The sequence below is a fragment of the Qipengyuania aurantiaca genome, from assembly GCF_019711375.1.
GTDB classification, from domain to species: domain Bacteria; phylum Pseudomonadota; class Alphaproteobacteria; order Sphingomonadales; family Sphingomonadaceae; genus Qipengyuania; species Qipengyuania aurantiaca.
In genome coordinates this window covers 1,189,066-1,207,522 of sequence record NZ_CP081295.1, presented here as the reverse complement: position 1 = coordinate 1,207,522, position 18,457 = coordinate 1,189,066, and the positions used below count along the sequence as shown (strand labels likewise).

The following is an 18,457-nucleotide window of genomic DNA, read 5'->3' as shown; positions in this document are numbered from 1 at the left end:
ATAGGGGCATGGCAAAGGCTATCGCTCTCGCACGCAGTCACGCTCCAGCGCTTCCGCTGGGCGAGATGCTGCGCGTCGCCGTGGTGACGGGCTGCGGCTTCGCGCTGATCCTCGCCGGCCCTGCGCTTCCTTTTTAAAGGACGCCCTTCTCTAGATTTCGCTCGCGCTGTCCTGGTTCACCCAGGCGAACACGCTCGCGCGCAGTTCCTGCCACTTCAACGCCGCCCAGAGCACGAGCGCGCTGAAGGCCAGCAGCGCAAGGCCACTCTCTCCGAAACCGTCGAACACGTCGCCCAGCGTCCAGGCAAGGAAGGGCAGGCCGACGATCAGCCCCGCGCGCCGGTCCACCGCGAGCGCGAACATCGCGATGCCGAGGAAGATCACCAGCGCGCCGGCCAGAGCGAACTCGCCACTGGCCGCAAAGTGGAAGAGGTTCGGCACCAGCAGCAGGCTGCCGAGCATATGGAGCCAGAAGGCCGTGTCCGAGCTTTGCGTGCGCCGCTCGCGGTCCGACAGGTCGAGCCACACGCCCACCGCCGCGGCGCAGGCCCCGGCCAGCAGCAGGCGGATGCGGATGCCGGTCTCGGTCGGTCCGGGAAGCGCGCTCGCCGGATCGGTGTTCGCCAGATAGTCGATGAAGAACAGCGGCAGCAGCGATGCCGCTGCCATCGCCAGCGCATAGGGCACGCGGTGGCGCCACGCGAAGAGCACGTTGAGAAGCGCCGCGACGCAGCAGGCGATGATCGTGCCCAGGGGGTCGATCCCGTCGCGAAAGCCCGACATGTCGCGGCCTTCGGGATTGATGGCGAGATAGCCGAGCAGCACGCCCGCGGTGAAGGCGACGGTCGCGAATTGTCCGGCCAGCACGATGGCGGGAAAGGCCATGCGGCGGATACGCACGAAAAATTCGGACACCGCCCAGACGACCGCGCCTGGAATGAGCAGCGCGGCGAGCGACTTGGGCAGCCAGTCGGCGGCCAGCCCGCCCTGCACAATGATGCCCGAACTGTAGAGCCACACACCGGCAAGTATCCACGCGCCGAAGCACAGCGGCAGCGTGCCCATCACCACGAAAATGTCGTTAAAGCCGGAGACGAGCCGGACGGGCTCTTCTTCCGCCGGGGTCTCCTTCGCCACCGGCTTGGGCGGCGGTATGACTGCCCCGGCGCTGGGCAGCTTGTCCTTGAGCGAGGCGGGTACCAGCACCAGCGCAGCACGCCGCAAAGGCGACCACAGCGCGGCCAGTGCGAGGATGCCCAAGCCCAGCGTCAGGCTCACCGCGATCAGCCGCGTCTCGATCGCCAGCCCCTCGCCCAGCGAGGCCAGCGCAAAGGCGACATAGCCGAGGCTGGACGCGAGCAGCGGACGCCGGTCGATCACCAGCGCGACCAGCGCCAGCAGGCCGACAATGGTGAGCACCGGGAAGGCCTGCACCGGCTGGTCGAAACCGGGCTGGAAACCGCCGATGAGGAAGATGCCGTGGACGATGCAGGGTGCGGCGAAGATGTGGAGCCAGAAGCCGATGCCCGACCGGCGGGTGGTGCGCTCGGGATCGGACATGTCGGCCGCCATGGCGAAGCCGAACATCACGATGCCCGCGACAAGGCTCTCCCACGGTCCGCCGCCGCCCCAGGCGGTTTCGAACACGTTGCGCAGGCCGAGGATTGTCGCCACCGGCGCGGCCACGACAAGCGCGCCTGCGATGGGCACGCGGTAGGTCTTCCAGAACCACGCCATGAAGCCCGCCACCACGAAGCCTGCCCCGAATTCGAGGAAAATCGTGGCGATAAGCACGCCGAAGGCTGCGCTCACGGCGAGGACGATCGCGCTGAAGGCGAAATTGCGTTGCTTCACCAGCGGGATAGCGAGACCGGTCGCGGCTGCGGCAATCAAGGCTCCGGCAAAGGGACCGGTCGCCCCGAGCAAGGCGCCCAGCGTCATCAGCGCGAGCAGGCTGGCGATCCCGGCAAGGATGTCCGCCGCGCCGGTTACCAGCCGTGCGTCTTCCTCGTCCCGGCGCTGCGCCGCGATATCCATGGTGCTGTCCATCGACCCCGTACCCCTCGTTACCGGACGGAGTATAGCGGGATTGCCTTGCGAAAACCCTACCCTTGCAGGAGCTTCCACACAGCTCCGGCCGCCGCACTGCCCAACACCAGCGCCACGCTGACCTGCCATTGGCGCGCGCTCACCTTGCCGAAGGCGGCGTGGCCGAAGAGGTCGCCCACCAGCACGGCGGGGAAGAGCAATAGCGCGAGCAGAACCTCGCGCATTCCGCCCACGCCGAGCGCCACGAAGAGCATCGCGCTGAGCGGGGTCAGGACCAAAAAGATCGCCATCATCGAGGCGCGCGCTACCCGCGGCTCCAGCCGTCCGCGCAGGTAGAAGGGCGCCATGCCCGGACCCGGCATCCCGGCAAAGCCGCCGAAGAAGCCGGTGAAGAAGCCCGACAACCCCATCGCGGGCTTGCGGGGCATGGCGATCTTGCCCAGCGGCACAACCACCAGCACAAAGGCACCGAGCGAGACCAGAGCGATCAGCAGCCGCGCCCAATCGGCGCTGAGCGTCACCAGCGCCCACAGGCCGAGCGGCATGCAGGCAATGGCCAGCAGCAGGATCGGGATCGCCGACCTATCGGCCTCGCGGCGAATGCGGCCGATGTCGGTCAGGCCGATGAGGAAGAGCGAGATATTGCCCACCAGCACCGCTTCCTTCGGCGCGATGGTCAGCGCGAGTACGGGGACGATGACGACGGAGAGGCCGAAGCCGGCAAGCCCGCGCACGAAGCCTGCCGCAAGCGCGGTTAGGAGCGCAATCCCGATCGCCTCATAGGTCAACCCCAGCATCTAACCGAACGCCTTCCATAGCGCTGCGAGCGCCGCCCCGCCGAGCACTACGCCAACACAGATCCGCCAGGTGCGATCCTCGATGCTTCCCGAGGCCTTGTTCCCCAGCCAATTGCCGAGCAGCACGGCGGGGAAGAGCAGGAGCGCCAGCAAGGCCAGCCTCCAATCGAGCAGGCCGAGTATCGTCCCGCTGGCAAGGCCTGTGGTCGAAGCGCAGGTGAAGATCAGCAGCATCGAGGCCTTGGCAGTCTCGCGCGGGATATCGCGCCCGACGTAATAAGGCACGACCGGCGGGCCGGGCATTCCGGCATAGCCGGTCATCAGGCCCGAGAGCACGCCGACCCCGCCGGTCGTTGCCGGATGATGCTCGAGTGCCTTAAGGCGCGGCAGGAGGATGGCGAGGAAGGCCGAAAGGGCGATGAGCGCAATCACCACCCGCGCGATGGCTGGCGAGGTAAGACTGAGCAGGTAAAGCCCGACTGGCGTCGTCACCGCCACCAGCGCGATGATGGCCCAGGCCGATTTCTCCGCCCCGCGCAGCAACCGCCGGATTTCCGAAACCCCGATGAAAACCGACAGAAAGTTCGTCAACAGCACCGCATCGACCGGTGTCAGCGCCAGCGCCAGCACCGGCACAAGCAGGATCGCCATCCCGAACCCCGTAAGCCCGCGCACAAAGGCCGAGCCGAAGGCGGCGAGCAAGGCGGCGACGATCGCCGCCACGGAATAGCCCGCAAGCAGGGCCACCGTCCTGCTCTCAGCCTTCGCGCAAATCCGGCGGGGTCGCCTCGGCCTTCAGCATCGCAATCGCTTCTTCGAGCGGCATCACCTTCTGGTGCTGCTGGCCCAGAGTGCGCACCGCGACGGTGCCTTCCTCGGCCTCGCGGTTGCCGACCACCAGCAGGTGCGGGACCTTGGCGTGGCTGTGTTCGCGCACCTTGTAGTTGATCTTCTCGTTGCGAAGATCGCTTGCCACGCGAATGCCCGCCGCTTCGAGCTTCGCGACCGCTTCCTTCGCGTAATCGTCGGCGTCGGAGACGATGGTCGCGACCACCGCCTGCGTCGGGGCGAGCCACACGGGCATACGGCCGGCGTAATGCTCGATCAGGATGCCGATGAAGCGTTCGTAGCTGCCGAAGATCGCACGGTGCAGCATGACCGGGCGGTGCTTCTCGCCGTCTTCGCCGACATAGCTCGCATCGAGACGTTCGGGCAGCACGCGGTCGCCCTGGATCGTGCCGACCTGCCACGTACGGCCGATCGCGTCGGTGAGATGCCATTCGAGCTTGGGCGCGTAGAAGGCGCCTTCGCCGGGCAGTTCCTCCCAGCCATAGTCTGCATTCGCCATGCCGGCTTCGGCCACGGCGTCGCGCAGTTCCTGTTCGGCTTTGTCCCAGTCCGCCTCGCTCCCGAACCGCTTCTCGGGGCGCAGGGCGAGCTTGACGTGATAGGTGAAGCCGAAATCCTTGTAGATGCTGTCGGCGAGTTCGCAGAAGGCGCGGACCTCTTCGACCACCTGGCTTTCGGTGCAGAAGATATGCGCATCGTCCTGCGTGAACTGGCGCACGCGCATCAGCCCGTGAAGCGCGCCATGCGGTTCGTTGCGGTGGCAGCAACCCATTTCGCCGAGGCGGATGGGGAGGTCGCGATAGGAGGTAATGCCCTGCTTGAAGACCAGCACATGCGCCGGGCAGTTCATCGGCTTGATCGCCATCCAGTCGGCATCGTCCGCCACCTTAGGATGGGCCGAGGCCGCGCCGCTATCGTCCACATCGGGCACGATATCGGGGACGGCGAACATGTTCTCTGCGTATTTGCCCCAGTGCCCCGAAGCGGTCCACTGGCGCACGTCCATCAGTTGCGGCGTCTTGATCTCGCGATAGCCCGCACCGTCCATCTTGCGGCGCATATAGGCTTCGAGCTCGCGCCAGATCCGGTAGCCGTTGGGATGCCAGAAGACGCTGCCATGCGCCTCTTCCTGCAGGTGGAAGAGGTCCATCTCGCGGCCCAGCTTGCGATGGTCGCGCTTGGCGGCCTCTTCGAGGCGCGTCAGGTGCGCATTGAGCTGCTTCTTGTTGAGCCAGCCTGTGCCGTAGATGCGCGTGAGCTGCGCATTCTTCTGGTCGCCGCGCCAGTAGGCCCCGGCGACGCGCATCAGCTTGAAGGCCTGCGGATCGAGCTTGCCGGTCGAGGCAAGGTGCGGCCCGCGGCACATGTCGAGCCAGTCTTCGCCGCTGCGATAGACGGTCAGTTCCTCGCCTTCGGGAAGTTCCTTGGCCCATTCGGCCTTGAAGACCTCGCCTTCGGCCTCCCACTTGTCGATCAGCTGCTGGCGGCTCCAGACCTCGCGCGTCAGCGGCTTGTCGGCCTTGATGATGCGGCGCATTTCCTCCTCGATCGCGGGGAGGTCGTCCATGCTGAACGGCTCGCGCGTGTCGGGCGCCTTCACGTCGTAGTAGAAGCCGTCGTCCGTCGCCGGGCCGAAGGTGATCTGCGTGCCGGGGAAGAGCGACTGGACCGCTTCGGCCAGCACATGCGCGAAATCGTGGCGCGCCAGTTCGAGCGCGTCTTCCTCGTCGCGGGAGGTGACAAGAGCAAGTTCGGCGTCGCCTTCAAAGGGGCGATTGATATCGCGCAATTCACCATCGACGCGCGCGGCGATGGCGGCCTTGGCGAGACCCGGGCCGATCGCGGCGGCGACATCGGCGGGCGTGCTGCCGGGTTCCATTTCGCGCACCGAACCATCGGGCAGGCTGATCTTCAAAAGTTCCGTCATCGTCTCATCCGTTTCGTTGCGAGGCCCATGGCACAGCTAGCCACGCGCTTGAAGCGGCGTTTGGGAGAAAATCGCGATTTCGGGAGGAAACGCCTGCCACCCGAAACCGGGTGGCGGTGCGTCGCTTAGGCCGCGCGCATCCGCCCCCGGAGGACCGGGGTGGTGGTAGTAGTGGTCGTGATGCGCGCGTGCGTCATGCGGGTCAGAATATGACGTCGCAGTCCGAAGTGCAAGGTTCGGTGAGTTCGCGCGCGTCGAGCACGGCGGTTACGCGGTGCGAGGGATTTACCGCATCATTGCGGCTGCGCACGTCGTGCATGAAATGGTAGTCGCAATGGACAACGCCCGGCGTCAGCTCGATGGCCATGTAGCCGCGCTTGGAAGCGTTCATCCATTTCAGTTCCGGATTGCGTGCGACGAGCGCACCCGCGACCGTTTCGGGCGGAATATGGGGCAAATATCCTTCCAGCCCAGGCGAGGTGACCGAGTGTCCGCCGAATTCGACCCCGACCTTCGCGCCTTCGTGCGCAAGGTCGAACGCCCAGGCGTTGTGCGTGTCTCCGGCAAGGCTGACGAGGTTGGCATCGGCCGCCAGCGCCGCTTCGAACAGCCGGGCACGGGCGGCGGGATAGCCGTCCCATGCGTCCATGTTGAGGGGCAGCTCCGCCCGGCTCGCAAGCGCGCCCGCGACGACGCGCTCGCGGATGTAGTCCGGCGTGTTGTCGGGCAGCGTGTCGGTAATCGAAGTGGCCGAGGCAAGCTTGCCCATGAGCACCTGCTGCACCAGCACCTGCCACTTGGTGCCGCTTGCCTTCGAGCGCTTGAACCCATCGGCAAGCCATGCCTGCTGCTGCATCCCCAAGACCTCGCGCGAGGGGTCGATATAATCGCCGTCACGGAAAGCTTCGAGCCGCGCGATGGCTTCTTCGGGAGGCAAATTGCTGCGCAGCAAAGTGTTGTAATCAAACTGTTTCGACCGATCCGAGAGACGCGTCTCCAAGCGGAACAATGTTGCAAGGTCGCCAACCTGGTATTCGGCCCAGGGCTCGTCGGAAACGGGCATCCATTCGCGGTAGGCTTTCATCGCCGCGGCCTTGCGGACGGACCACGGACCTTCGGTCTCGGGCTGGTGGTTTTGCGCGCCGCCTTCCCAGCTGTCGTTGCTGCTTTCGTGATCGTCCCAGCCGGCGATCATCGGGTAGAGCTGGTGGATGCGGCGAAGGTCCGGATCGCTGCGGTACTGCGCATAGCGCGCACGGTAATCGGCGAGCGCGACGACCTCGGATTGCGGGTCGAGCGGGGCGCGGCTGCGGACTGTCTGCCGCTCGCCCGGATAGGTGCCTTGCGGGTATTCGTAGAGATAGTCGCCGAGATGCAGCACACAGTCGAACTGGTTGGTTTCAGCGGCGCGGGCATAGGCGTTGAACCAGCCGAAGCCGAGGTTCGAACAGGAGAAGACCGCCATCTTCCAGCGCGAGACATTCTCGCGAGGGAGCGTGCGCGTGCGACCGAGATCGGAGGTCGTGCCATCGGGCGCGATGAAGCGGAAGTAGTACCACCGCCCCGGCGCAAGGCCTTCTGCCCAGGGCTTGCAGCACCAGTCGTTGACGGGCGACGCCACCACCTCGCCTTCGGCCACCACGCGGCGGTTGGCGTCGGCGCTGAGCACCTGCCAGGTGAGCGTCACGTCCTGCGCGGCCCTGTAACGCGTCCAGAGTAGCACCCGCTCGTGCCCCGGCTCGCCGCTCGCCACGCCATGGGTGAAGCCTGCCGCTCCCGGATCGAATTGCGCAGCCAGCGGCGCAGCGAACAGACCGCCGCCGAGAAGCCCGCCCCTGAGCAGGCTGCGGCGATCGAGGGCAGGCAGGCGTGGGGATGCGGGCGGTTCGGTCTGGGACATGGGATGCGGGTCTCCTCTTGGCTGCCATGCCTGCGCCCGATGGCAGTCCCGTGACAAGCACGAATGTGACGAATGACAAGGACACGCTCCGTTTTGGAAAGCGTGCTTGCCATAACCAGCGACTCATGACAAATACCCTTTACATCAAGAAAAGGACACTTGCCATGACTCAGACCACGAAAGCCCTCCTCCTCGCCTCAGCCATGATCGGAATCGCGCTGCTTGCCGTTTTCGAAATCGTGCCCGAGGAGGTGGCGCACTATTCGCCCTTTCTCCTTCTCGCCCTGTTCCCCGGCGCCTGGCTGCGTGATCGCAAGTCCTGCAATCTACTGAAGCAGAGCAAGGCATGAGCACTCAGGAGGGCGGCACGTTCCGCCAATCCGTGCCGCTCTGGGCCGGGCTGACCTTCGCCAGTTTCGGCATGGTCATGGGGCTCGCCCTGTCGGACGCGATCAACGCCACGACCACGCTCATCCTCATGATCGTGCCGGCCGCGCTGTTCTTCCAGACCATGCGCGCCGCCAGCCGCAAGAGCACCTGCAGCGGGCGCGGGGAGGCGCAGCGGCTCTATATCAAGCGGGTCGCGATCTTTTCCTCGCTCTATCTCGTGGTGATCGCGCTGCAGGTCAGCCTGCTCGACGGGGAGGACCGTTCGCTCGCCGTGCGCGCCGGCCTCTCGGTCCTGCCGGGCCTCGCCATCTGCGGCGTGTTCTGGGCCATCGGACGCCTGATCCTCGACGAGAAGGACGAATTCCTGCGCATGCTCATCGTGCGCCAGACGCTGATCGCAACCGGCTTTGCGCTCGGCTTCGCCACCATCTGGGGCTTCCTGGAAACAGGCGATGTCGTGCCGCATATCCCGGCCTACTGGTTCGCGGTCGCTTTCTTCGGCGGCCAGTTCCTCGGCGCGATTTCCAACCGCCTCACCCACGGCACATGGGGCTCGCTGTGAAGAACCGGCTCAAGGTCCTGCGCGCGGAGCGCAATTGGAGCCAGCAGGAGCTGGCCGACCGGCTCGAGGTTTCGCGCCAGAGCGTCAACGCGATCGAGACCGGGCGCTACGATCCCTCGCTCCCGCTCGCCTTTCGCATCGCCGATGTGTTCGAAATGCCCATCGAGGACATATTCCAGCGCGACTGAGTGCAGCAGCGCTTGACTTGGGCGGCCCGCCTATCGATTGTCGAACCCGGACGGGAATTTTTACACGACATTCGACTGGGGGGTCGCCCATTACTATGTACCAGGAAGATATTCAGGCCGAGAGCGCCTTCGGCTTCGACGGCAATTGGAAGGACTTCGCACGGATTGCGGTCCCGAACCTGCTGCTGACCATCGTCACGCTCGGCATCTACCGCTTCTGGGCGACAACGCGCGAACGCCAGTATCTCTGGTCGCACACGCGCTTCGTCGACGAACGGCTGGAATGGACCGGCACCGGCAAGGAGCTGTTCGTCGGCTTCCTGCTTGTCATGCTGCTCTTCGCCATTCCCGTCTTCGGCATCCAGTTCGTGTCGCAAGCGCTGATCCTGCGCGGATACGAACTGGCCGGAGCCGTGCTCGGCATCCTGCCCATTCTTGCGATCTTCTACCTCACCGGGGTCGCCCGCTTCCGCGCGCTGCGCTATCGCCTGTCGCGCACGCGCTGGCGCGGCATCCGCGGCGGCAGCGACGATCAGGGTCTGGGCTACGGCGTCTCCTATATGTGGAAGACCATTGTCGGCTACCTGCCGCTTGGTCTCGCCATTCCCTGGTCCATGACCAGCCTGTGGAACGAGCGCTGGAGCAAGATGAGCTTCGGCCCCCACCGCTTCGACGCCGACGCGGATTCGGGCAATGTCTTCGCTCGCTTCCTGCTCTTCTACCTGTCGCCCTTCGTGTTCTTCATCGGCGCAATCATCGCCGGCGTCACGGGTGCGCTGGCGGGATTCGGGTTCGGTTCGGAGCAATTCGCCCAGTGGGGCGCGGTGGCCATCGGCGTTGCGCTGGTGCTGTTCTTCTACATCGGCCTCGGCATCATCGCCGTCGCCTACTACGCCAAGTTCTACCGCGAAGCGGTCGGTTCGACCCATTGGAAGGACCTCCATTTCGGCTTCGAGGCGTCGACCATGGACTGGATCAAGCTCATCGTCGTCGATGCGCTGATCGTGGTGCTGACGCTGGGCCTCGGCTTCATTTTCCTGTCCTATCGCCACTGGAAGTTCATGGTGACGCATCTGGAAGCGGGCGGCGACATCCTGCTCGACGAGCTGACCCAGTCGACCACCGCGACATCGCGCCATGGCGAGGGCCTGCTCGACGCCTTCGACATCGGCGCCTTCTAGGACACCCGCGATGGAAGAAAGCTTCAACCAGCCGGCCATCTGGTACGATGGCAGCACCGCCGTCCGCCACGAAGGCGAGGCGCGTTGGGACGGTGGAGACACTTTGCACCTGCGCGGCTTCAACGGCGACATGGACGTGCCCTTCGCCGATCTCACTTGGGGCGAGGAGCGCGGCGGGGAGCATGTCTATCGCCGCGAAAGCCTGCCCGATTTCCGGCTGATCCTGTCGTCCGACCTGCCCGCAGGCCTTGCTGCGAAGCTACCCGCCAAAACCACTTATGGCGCTTGGATCGACCGGCTCGGCCTCGGCAAGGCGGCGGTGATCTTCGGCACGGTGAGCGTCGCCGCCGTGGCGCTGTTCCTGACCGCGCCCGAATGGCTCGGCCCGCGCGTGCCCGAAAGCTGGGAGCGCAATCTCGGCAACGCCATGGTCGGCGATATGGGCGGCCGCCTCTGCCACACGCCCGAAGGCGATGCGGCCATGGCCAAGCTGCTCGCAGCGGTCGATCCGGCCGAGGAAAAGGTCCGCGCAGGCGTCGCCAATATCGGCATGGTCAACGCGGTCGCGCTGCCGGGCGGACAGGTCATGCTGTTCGACGGGCTGGTGCAGGATGCCGAAACACCCGAGGAACTGGCCGGCGTGCTCGGCCACGAGGTCGGCCATGTGCGCGAACGCCATGTGATGACCGCGCTGCTGCGCCAGTTCGGCCTGTCGATCCTGCTGTCGGGCGCCAATTCGGGCATGAGCGAGACGCTCTTCGGCCTCGCCGCCATGGGCTATTCGCGCGACGCCGAGCGCGAGGCGGACGAGTTTGCGCGCGAGCGGATGGCAGAAAGCAACGTCTCCCCGCTGGGCGCGGCCAGCTTCTTCGAACGCATCGGCGGCGATGCGGAAGAGGAAGAAGGCGGCGATGCCAACGCCGTGATCGGCTGGGTCTCGAGCCACCCCGACCCGCGCGAACGCGCCAAGGCCTATCGCGCAGCGGCCAAGGGCAAGACCTTCGCGCCCGTCCTGACCGAAGCCGAATTCCAAGCGATCAAGACCATGTGCGAAGAGGATCCCGACGTCGAGGAGTTCGACTTCGGCTTCTTCTAAGCGGAAGCCTCCCTCAGGCTTGCAATCGCAGTGCTTCGGGCCGACATCCTGGCGGCATGACCGATATCCGTTTTCACGAAATGCCCGGCGGGCGGCGCATCGCTTTCCGCCACCATGAGGGCGCGGGCCCGACGCTCGTATTCCTGCCCGGCTATATGTCCGACATGGACGGCGGCAAGGCCACCGCGCTGTTCGACTGGGCGAAGCGCCACGGACGTGCCTGCCTGCTGCTCGATTATTCGGGCTGCGGACGGAGCGACGGCGGATTTGCCGACGGCACGCTGTCGAAATGGCGCGAGGAAGTGCTGGCGCTTATCGAGGCTCAGGTGGACGGCGATGTCGTCGTGATCGGCTCATCCATGGGCGGATGGCTCATGCTGCTGGTCGGCTTGTCTCTGGGCGAGCGCTTGGCGGGCCTGATCGGCATCGCCGCTGCGCCCGATTTCACCGACTGGGGCTATGACGCAGGCCAGAAGGCGCAGATGGAGGCGGGCGAGACCGTTTTCGAGGACAATCCCTACGGCCCCGAGCCCACGCCGACCCACGCCGGCTTTTTCGTCGACGGGCAAGCGCAGCGCCTGCTTGGCGCCGACATAGCGATCGATGCGCCCGTGCGTCTCCTCCACGGCCAGCGCGACGCGGATGTGCCGTGGGAAATCAGCCAGCGCCTCGCCGACGCCTTGCGTTCGGACGCGGTTCAAGTGAGTTTCGTCAAGGACGGCGATCACCGCCTCTCGCGGCCGCAGGATATCGCCCTGCTGCTGCGCACGGTGGACGGCCTCTTGCAAGACAGGGAAACCGCGTGACCGCACTCCTCGCCACCTTCGCTCTCCTCGCCACACAAGTCGGGCCGGACCCTACTGCGGGCGGCATGCCGGGTATTCCCGAAGAACTGCGCGACCGCCCTCCGCGTGAAGAGCCGCGCATCGTGACCCAGCCCCAGGCCAACTATCTGCAACGCTGCCTGACCAAGGCGTCGAGCGATCCGCAATCGGCGCTCGATTTCGCGCAGAGCTGGCGCGAAGTGGCCCAGACCGATCTCGATTTTGCGCAAAGCGCGCATTGCCTCGGGCTGGCGCTGGTCCAGCTCGGACGCATGGGTGAAGCGCGCGAGGCCTTCGAACTCGCCAGCGGCGAGGCACCGGCGGACAATCTCGCCTATGCCGCAAGGCTGGCGGCCATGGCCGGCAATGCGGCCGTGTCCTCGGGCGACCTCGAAGGCGCCATCGCGCTGCTCGACCGGGCAGGCGGCATGGCGCTGGCCGCGCCCGACGGAGAGCTGGCTAGCGAGCTGCGTGTCGACCTTGCCCGGGTTATGGTTCGCCACGGCCGGGCCGACGACGCCGCGCTGGCCCTCGCCGAAGCGCGCGAAGCCAACGCGCTCAACGGCGAGGCCTGGTTGCTGTCCGCCACGCTGTCGCGTCGGATGGAGCGGCTCGGCGAAGCGCAGGCGCAGATCGAGCGCGCCGCCATGCTCACCCCGCGCGATCCGCAGGTCGGCCTCGAAGCGGGCGTGATCGCCGCCATGTCGGGCCGCGCCGAAGACGCACGCGCCAGTTTCGCCTCGGTGATCGAGGTTGCGCCCGGCACGCCGCTGGCCAGCCGCGCGCAGACCTATCTCGACCAGCTTGGCCCGGCGGACGAGGAACCGGAAGACGAATGACCGCTTACAGCGTCCTCGATCTCGTTCCTGTTCGTGAGGGCGGGACCCTTGGCGAGGCGTTCGAGGCCGCGAGTGCGCTTGCCGTGGCTGCCGAGGAAGCCGGCTGCAAACGCTACTGGGTGGCAGAACACCACGCGATGGAAGGGATCGCCGGCGGCGCGACCTCGGTCGTGCTGGCCCATGTCGGCAACGCCACCAGCACCATCCGCATCGGCTCGGGCGGGATCATGCTGCCCAACCACACACCATTCCAGATCGCCGAGCAGTTCGGCACGCTCGACGCGCTCTTTCCCGGCCGTGTGGACCTCGGCCTTGGCCGGGCTCCGGGTGCAGGGCCCGAACTCCAGCGTGCGCTCAGGAAAGACCTCCACCGCGCCGCCGAGATGTTCCCGCAGGACGTCGTCGAACTGATGGCGCATATGGACGGGACGAGCGAGATTTCGCCAACCCCCGGCCTTGGCGCGAAACCGGAATTTTGGATGCTGGGATCGAGCCTCTTTGGCGCGAGCCTCGCTGCACGGCTCGGCATTCCCTATGCTTTCGCGAGCCATTTCGCGCCCGACCATCTCGACGCGGCGCTCGAGCTTTACCGCCGCAATTTCGAACCGTCCGAGGCGTGCGAAAAACCGCATGTCATGGCGGCCATGAACCTCTTCTGCGCCGAAACCGAAGCCGATGCCGAACTGCTCGCCACCTCGCAGATGCAGGCCTTCGTCGCGCTTCGCACCGGCAAGCCATCCAAGCTGAAGCCGCCGGTCGAAGGCTATCGCGAACAGCTGCCGCCCACCGCGCAGGCGATGCTGGCGCATATCGGGCAGGCGAGCGCCATCGGAACGCCCGACCAATGCGCTGTTGCCGTGCGCGAGTTCGTCGCGCGGACAGAGGCCGACGAGATCATCTTCGCAGGTCCCACCTTCGATCCCCAGAGGCGGATCGACAGCCTTGGGCGCGCCATGAAGGCGCTCTCCTGACGCTACGGCGACGAGGCATGCATAGGTTTGCAAAAATGCACGCCCACCGCCTTGCTCTCGCCTCCCAACAGGCCTAATCGCCGCCCCTGACCAATCCGGGCAACGACTCGGATATTTCACGGCGCGGCAATATTCGCGCGCCAGAAAAGCGAGAGGCCCCACATGGGTTCCAAGACCGGTTCCAAGCCCGCCACCACCACCGCAACTCAGGCCAAGGCGCTCATGCAGCACATGCGCGATTCGCTGCTGCCGGGCGACACGCCGTTCGACGGTGCGCGGATGAAGGAGGCGGCGGAATTCGTCGTCGAAGCGGCACAGAACCGCGAATATGGCGACGTTGCCATGGCCGTGGAATCGGTCACCGACGGCCATCGCTACACACGCATCGCGATCATCAACGACGACATGCCGTTCCTGGTCGATTCGACCGCCAACGCGATCGCCGCGCTGGGCATCTCGATCGACCGGCTCGTCCACCCCGTCGTCCCGGTCGAGCGCACCGCCGACTGCACGCTCGACCGCATCCGCGAGGGCGAGCCCGAGGATGCCTATTGGGAATCGATGATCTATCTCGAGACCGCGCGGGTCGACGCCAAGCAGCGTCGCGCGCTCGAGGAAAGACTCGCCGCCACCCTCGCCGATGTCCGCGCTGCCGTGGCCGACTGGCCCAAGCTTCAAGAGCAGATGCAGGCCGACGCCGCGGGTCTGGAAGACGAGGAAGGCCGCGCCCTGCTCGAATGGCTGGACAGCGGCATGCTCACGCAATTGGGCCATGTCGTGCGCCTGCGCGACGGCAGCTTCGAAAGCCCCCTCGGCATCTGCCGCGCAGGCGAGCCCGAACTGCTGGTCGACGCAAGCTACGAACGGGCCTTCAAATGGTTCGAGGGCAAGGGCGAACAGCGCACGCCGCTGATCATCAAGGCCAACCACATCAGCCGCGTGCATCGCCACGTGCCGCTCGACCTCTTCATCGTGCCGCGCCGCGAGGGCAAGAAAATCGTCGCGCTGTCGGTCCATGCCGGCGTCTGGACGAGCGCCGCGCTCGCCGCACCGCCGCGCGCCGTGCCGATCCTGCGCCAGCGCCTCGACGGAATCCGCGAGCGGCTGAATTTCGACGAGGGTGGCCACGCCGGCAAGGCGCTGGTCCACGCGATGACCGCTCTGCCGCACGATCTCCTGATCGGCTTCAGCGAAGAAGACACCGAGCGCGTCGCCACCACCATGATGGCGCTGGTCGACCGCCCGCGCCCGCGCCTTGCGCTGGTCGAGGCGCCGCTGGCCCGCCACCTCTTCGCCTTCGTCTGGCTGCCGCGCGACATGCTGGCGACGCAGGTGCGCCTGCAGATCAAGTCGCTGCTCGAAGAAAACGCCGCCGCGCGCCTGCTCGACTGGAGCCTCGAAGTGGAAGGGGGCAATCTCGCCATGCTCCGCTTCGTGCTCGATATTCGCGACGGCGCGCGGGCGCCCGACGAAGCCGTGCTCGAAGAACAGCTGCAAACCCTTTTGCGCGGCTGGAGCGAGGCGGTCGAGAACGAGCTGGTCAATCTCGTCGACAAGGGCCGTGCGGCCGCGCTCACCATGCGCTTTGCCGAGCATTTCCCCACCGCCTACCGCGCCCGCTTCGGCCCGCGCGAGGCGGCCGAGGACATCGCCCGCCTGCGCGCGCTGGGCATCCACGCGGACGAGGAAGAGCATCCCGACCCGCCCCATCGCGGCGCGCGACTCTACCTGTGCGAACGCGACGATCCGGCCTGCCTGCGCCTCAAGCTCTACCAGGCCGAAGGCAGCCTGCCGCTGTCCGACGCCGTGCCGGTGCTGGAGAATTTCGGCTTCCACGTGCAATCGGAAATGCCGACCGTGCTTAAGGACGCCGACCTCGGCACGATCCACGATTTCAAGCTGACGCTGGCTACCGGCGTGGAAGCAGACGATCTCGTCGAACGCGCGGCTGAGATCGAAGACGCGGTCGCTTCCGTGCTCAACGGCCATGCGGAAAACGATGTCTTCAACCGCCTCGTTGCCGAAGCCGGCCTCGGCGCGGCGCAGACCGACTGGCTGCGCGCCTTCTATCGCTACCTGCGCCAGACCGGCATGGGCTTCACCATCTACACCGTGGTCGATGCGCTGGCGAAGAACGCCGACATCACCGCGGCGCTGATCGACCTCTTCACCGCGCGCCACGACCCTGAATTCAAGGGCAGCCGCGAGGAGGCTATCGAGGACGCGCGCGCCACGATCAAGCGCGGCCTCTCGAAGGTGAAGGCGATCAACGACGACCGCTTGCTGCGCCTCTACAACGCGCTGATCGACGCGATCTTGCGCACCAATTCCTTCGCCCCGGCGGCGAGCGAGGCCTTGGCGTTCAAGATCGACAGCGCCAAGGTCCCCAACCTGCCCAAGCCGCTGCCCTGGCGCGAAATCTTCGTCTATTCGCGCCGTGTCGAAGGCATCCATTTGCGCTCCGGCCCGGTAGCGCGCGGCGGGCTTCGCTGGTCCGACCGGCGCGACGACTTCCGTACCGAAATCTTGGGGCTCATGAAGGCGCAGCGCGTCAAGAACGCCGTGATCGTGCCGACCGGCGCAAAGGGCGGCTTCTATCCCAAGCAGTTGCCCGATCCCGCGCTCGACCGCGAAGGCTGGGCGGCCGAGGGACAGGGAGCTTACGAGGTCTTCATCCGCACTCTGCTGTCGGTCACCGACAACATCGTCGACGACAAGGTCGTGCACCCCGAAAATGTCGTCATCACCGATGGCGAAGACCCCTATTTCGTGGTCGCCGCCGACAAGGGCACCGCGCGCTTCTCCGACGTGGCCAACGCTATTGCGGAATCGAAGGACTTCTGGCTCGACGACGCCTTCGCGTCCGGCGGCTCGAAGGGTTACGACCACAAGGCCATGGGCATCACCGCCAAGGGCGCGTGGGTCAGCGTCCAGCGCCACTTCCTCGAAATGGGCATCGACGTTCAGTCGGACCCGATCCAGGTCGTCGGCTGCGGCGATATGTCGGGCGACGTGTTCGGCAACGGCATGCTGCTCTCGAAAGCAATCAAGCTGGTCGCGGCCTTCGACCATCGCCACATCTTCCTCGACCCCGATCCCGATCCGGCCAAGAGCTGGAAGGAACGCGCGCGCATGTTCGACCTGCCGCGTTCGAGCTGGGAGGATTACAATTCCGACCTCATCTCGCGCGGCGGCGGCATCTATCCGCGCGATGCGAAGACCATCAAGCTGTCCAAGGCAATGCAGAAGGTGCTCGCACTCGACGTGTCGGAGATCGAGCCCGAGGCGCTGATTTCGGGCATACTCAAGGCCCCGGTCGACCTCATCTGGTTCGGCGGCATCGGCACCTACATCAAGGCTTCGGCCGAGAACAACGTGCAGGTCGGCGACCCGGCCAACGACGTGCTGCGCGTCGATGCGAAGGAAGTCCGCGCCCGTGTCATCGGCGAAGGCGCCAATCTCGGCGCGACCCAGGCCGGACGCATCGAATTCTCGCACAATGGCGGGCGCTGCAACACCGACTTCATCGACAATTCGGCCGGCGTCGATTGCTCGGACAACGAGGTCAACATCAAGATCGCGCTGGCTGCGGCCAAGCGCAACGGCAAGCTGACCGAGCCCAAGCGCGTGAAGCTGCTCGAAGAGATGACCGACGAGGTCAGCGCGCTGGTGCTGGAAGACAATCGCCTGCAGGCGCTCGCGCTCTCGATTGCCGAAATCGGCGGCGACCGCGCGATGAACTCGCAGCTCCATCTTATCGAAACGCTCGAGGCGGGCGGCAATCTCGACCGCCGGACCGAAGGGCTGGCGGACAACCAGACGCTACAGCGCCGCGCGGCGGACGGCATGGGCCTGACCCGGCCCGAACTCGCCGTGCTGCTCTCCTCGACCAAGCTGGTGCTGCAGGACGCGATCGAATCGAGCGACCTGCCCGACGATCCGATCCTCGAAGACCTGCTCCTGCGCAGCTTCCCCGAGCCGATGCGCAAGAAGTTCAAGGCGCAGATCGACAACCATCGCCTGCGCCGCGAAATCATCGCGACCAAGCTGGCGAACGCCATGGTCAACCGCCTCGGCATCATCCACCCCTTCGAACTGGCGGAAGAGGAAGGCGTCGAGCTTTCGCAGGTCGCAGCCAGCTTCGTCGCGGTCGCCCACCTCTTCGACCTGCGCACCCTGTGGGCCGAACTCGATACGGCGAAGATGGAAGAAGGCGCGCGCCTGCTCATGTTCGACCGGCTTGCGGCAGCCACGGCCAACCTCATGTCCGACGTGCTGCGCACCGGCGCTGGCCGCGTGAAGCCGGCGGACATGGTCGCCGAACTCGGCAAGGGCGTGACCATGCTGGTCAAGGACACCGACCAGCTGCTCGGCAGCGAGTTGAAGGCCCAGTCTTCCAAGCTGCACGAGAAGTTCACGACCGCCGGTGCGAGCGATGCCATGGCCGCGCGGGTCACGCATATGTTCGACCTCGACGGGTCGGTTGGCCTCGCCCAGCTGGCGAGCGATACAGAAATCGGCGCGCGGATGATTACCGAGGGCTTCACCGACATCGGTGCCAAGCTCGGCATCGACTGGGCGCAGAGCGTCGCGGCGACCATGGTCCCTTCGGACGTGTGGGAGCGCCTGCTCGTCTCCGGCCTCGCGCGCGATTTCCAGCAGATGCGGCTCGAATTGCTGCGCCGCCTCTCTCGCCGCAAGGATGCGAAGAAGGACATGCCGCAGGTGGTCGAGAACTGGCTGGCCGACCACGAAGTCGCCGTGCGTCAGTTCAAGTCGATGGTCGAACGCGCGCAGGGCCAGACCCCGGTCGCGCCCGCCATGCTTGCCCAGATCGCCAGCATGGCGCGCAACCTCCTGGCGCGGTGATTGGCCGCGCAAGGC

15 protein-coding genes are annotated in these 18,457 nt (G+C 66.1%); 10 read left to right on the top strand and 5 right to left on the bottom strand.

Annotated elements, in window-relative coordinates; all coding sequences use genetic code 11:
• Window positions 1-8 precede the first annotated feature (8 nt).
• A complete protein-coding gene (locus K3148_RS13955; protein ID WP_282099613.1) occupies window positions 9-137 on the top strand; it encodes a hypothetical protein in 129 nt (42 codons plus the stop codon).
• Between the two features lie 13 nt (window positions 138-150).
• Here K3148_RS13955 and K3148_RS05955 read toward each other — a convergent pair whose 3' ends face one another.
• The 5 genes from K3148_RS05955 to K3148_RS05935 form a co-directional block, all read right to left on the bottom strand.
• Window positions 151-2,049, bottom strand: a complete 1,899-nt coding sequence (locus tag K3148_RS05955) for a hypothetical protein (protein WP_221426384.1) — start codon at window positions 2,047-2,049, stop codon at window positions 151-153.
• Window positions 2,050-2,105: 56 nt separating this feature from the next.
• A complete protein-coding gene (locus K3148_RS05950; RefSeq protein WP_221426383.1) occupies window positions 2,106-2,846 on the bottom strand; it encodes a sulfite exporter TauE/SafE family protein in 741 nt (246 codons plus the stop codon).
• On the bottom strand, window positions 2,847-3,593 hold the full coding sequence (locus K3148_RS05945) for a sulfite exporter TauE/SafE family protein (RefSeq protein WP_221426382.1): 747 nt from the start codon (window positions 3,591-3,593) through the stop codon (window positions 2,847-2,849).
• 10 nt (window positions 3,594-3,603) lie between these two features.
• Window positions 3,604-5,622: a threonine--tRNA ligase gene (thrS, locus tag K3148_RS05940; RefSeq protein WP_221426381.1), complete on the bottom strand. Its 2,019-nt coding sequence runs from the start codon at window positions 5,620-5,622 to the stop codon at window positions 3,604-3,606.
• A gap of 202 nt (window positions 5,623-5,824) precedes the next feature.
• Window positions 5,825-7,522, bottom strand: a complete 1,698-nt coding sequence (locus K3148_RS05935) for an alkaline phosphatase D family protein (protein ID WP_221426380.1) — start codon at window positions 7,520-7,522, stop codon at window positions 5,825-5,827.
• 164 nt (window positions 7,523-7,686) lie between these two features.
• Between K3148_RS05935 and K3148_RS05930 the strand changes: the two genes are divergently transcribed.
• The 9 genes from K3148_RS05930 to K3148_RS05890 all read left to right on the top strand — a co-directional run bounded on the left by K3148_RS05930 (window position 7,687) and on the right by K3148_RS05890 (window position 18,442).
• Window positions 7,687-7,872 carry a hypothetical protein gene (locus K3148_RS05930; protein ID WP_221426379.1) on the top strand — a complete coding sequence of 62 codons (186 nt, stop codon included), beginning with the start codon at window positions 7,687-7,689 and terminating at the stop codon, window positions 7,870-7,872.
• Window positions 7,869-8,474, top strand: coding sequence for a hypothetical protein (locus K3148_RS05925; protein ID WP_221426378.1), 606 nt, complete (start codon window positions 7,869-7,871; stop codon window positions 8,472-8,474). The genes K3148_RS05930 and K3148_RS05925 overlap by 4 nt, the downstream gene beginning before the upstream one ends.
• Entirely contained in the window at window positions 8,471-8,662 is a 192-nt protein-coding gene (locus K3148_RS05920) for a helix-turn-helix transcriptional regulator (protein WP_247711658.1), read from the top strand. Before K3148_RS05925 ends, K3148_RS05920 begins: the two co-directional genes overlap by 4 nt.
• A gap of 95 nt (window positions 8,663-8,757) precedes the next feature.
• Window positions 8,758-9,843: a YjgN family protein gene (locus tag K3148_RS05915; RefSeq protein ID WP_221426376.1), complete on the top strand. Its 1,086-nt coding sequence runs from the start codon at window positions 8,758-8,760 to the stop codon at window positions 9,841-9,843.
• A 10-nt stretch (window positions 9,844-9,853) separates the two neighbouring features.
• Window positions 9,854-10,939 carry a M48 family metallopeptidase gene (locus tag K3148_RS05910; RefSeq protein WP_221426375.1) on the top strand — a complete coding sequence of 362 codons (1,086 nt, stop codon included), beginning with the start codon at window positions 9,854-9,856 and terminating at the stop codon, window positions 10,937-10,939.
• A 56-nt stretch (window positions 10,940-10,995) separates the two neighbouring features.
• On the top strand, window positions 10,996-11,745 hold the full coding sequence (locus K3148_RS05905) for an alpha/beta fold hydrolase (RefSeq protein WP_221426374.1): 750 nt from the start codon (window positions 10,996-10,998) through the stop codon (window positions 11,743-11,745).
• Window positions 11,742-12,602 carry a tetratricopeptide repeat protein gene (locus K3148_RS05900; RefSeq protein ID WP_221426373.1) on the top strand — a complete coding sequence of 287 codons (861 nt, stop codon included), beginning with the start codon at window positions 11,742-11,744 and terminating at the stop codon, window positions 12,600-12,602. Before K3148_RS05905 ends, K3148_RS05900 begins: the two co-directional genes overlap by 4 nt.
• Entirely contained in the window at window positions 12,599-13,573 is a 975-nt protein-coding gene (locus tag K3148_RS05895; protein WP_221426372.1) for an LLM class flavin-dependent oxidoreductase, read from the top strand. The genes K3148_RS05900 and K3148_RS05895 overlap by 4 nt, the downstream gene beginning before the upstream one ends.
• Before the next feature lie 162 nt (window positions 13,574-13,735).
• The gene (locus K3148_RS05890; protein WP_221426371.1) at window positions 13,736-18,442 is read left to right on the top strand and encodes an NAD-glutamate dehydrogenase; all 4,707 of its coding nucleotides are present in this window, start codon (window positions 13,736-13,738) and stop codon (window positions 18,440-18,442) included.
• Window positions 18,443-18,457: the final 15 nt, after the last annotated feature.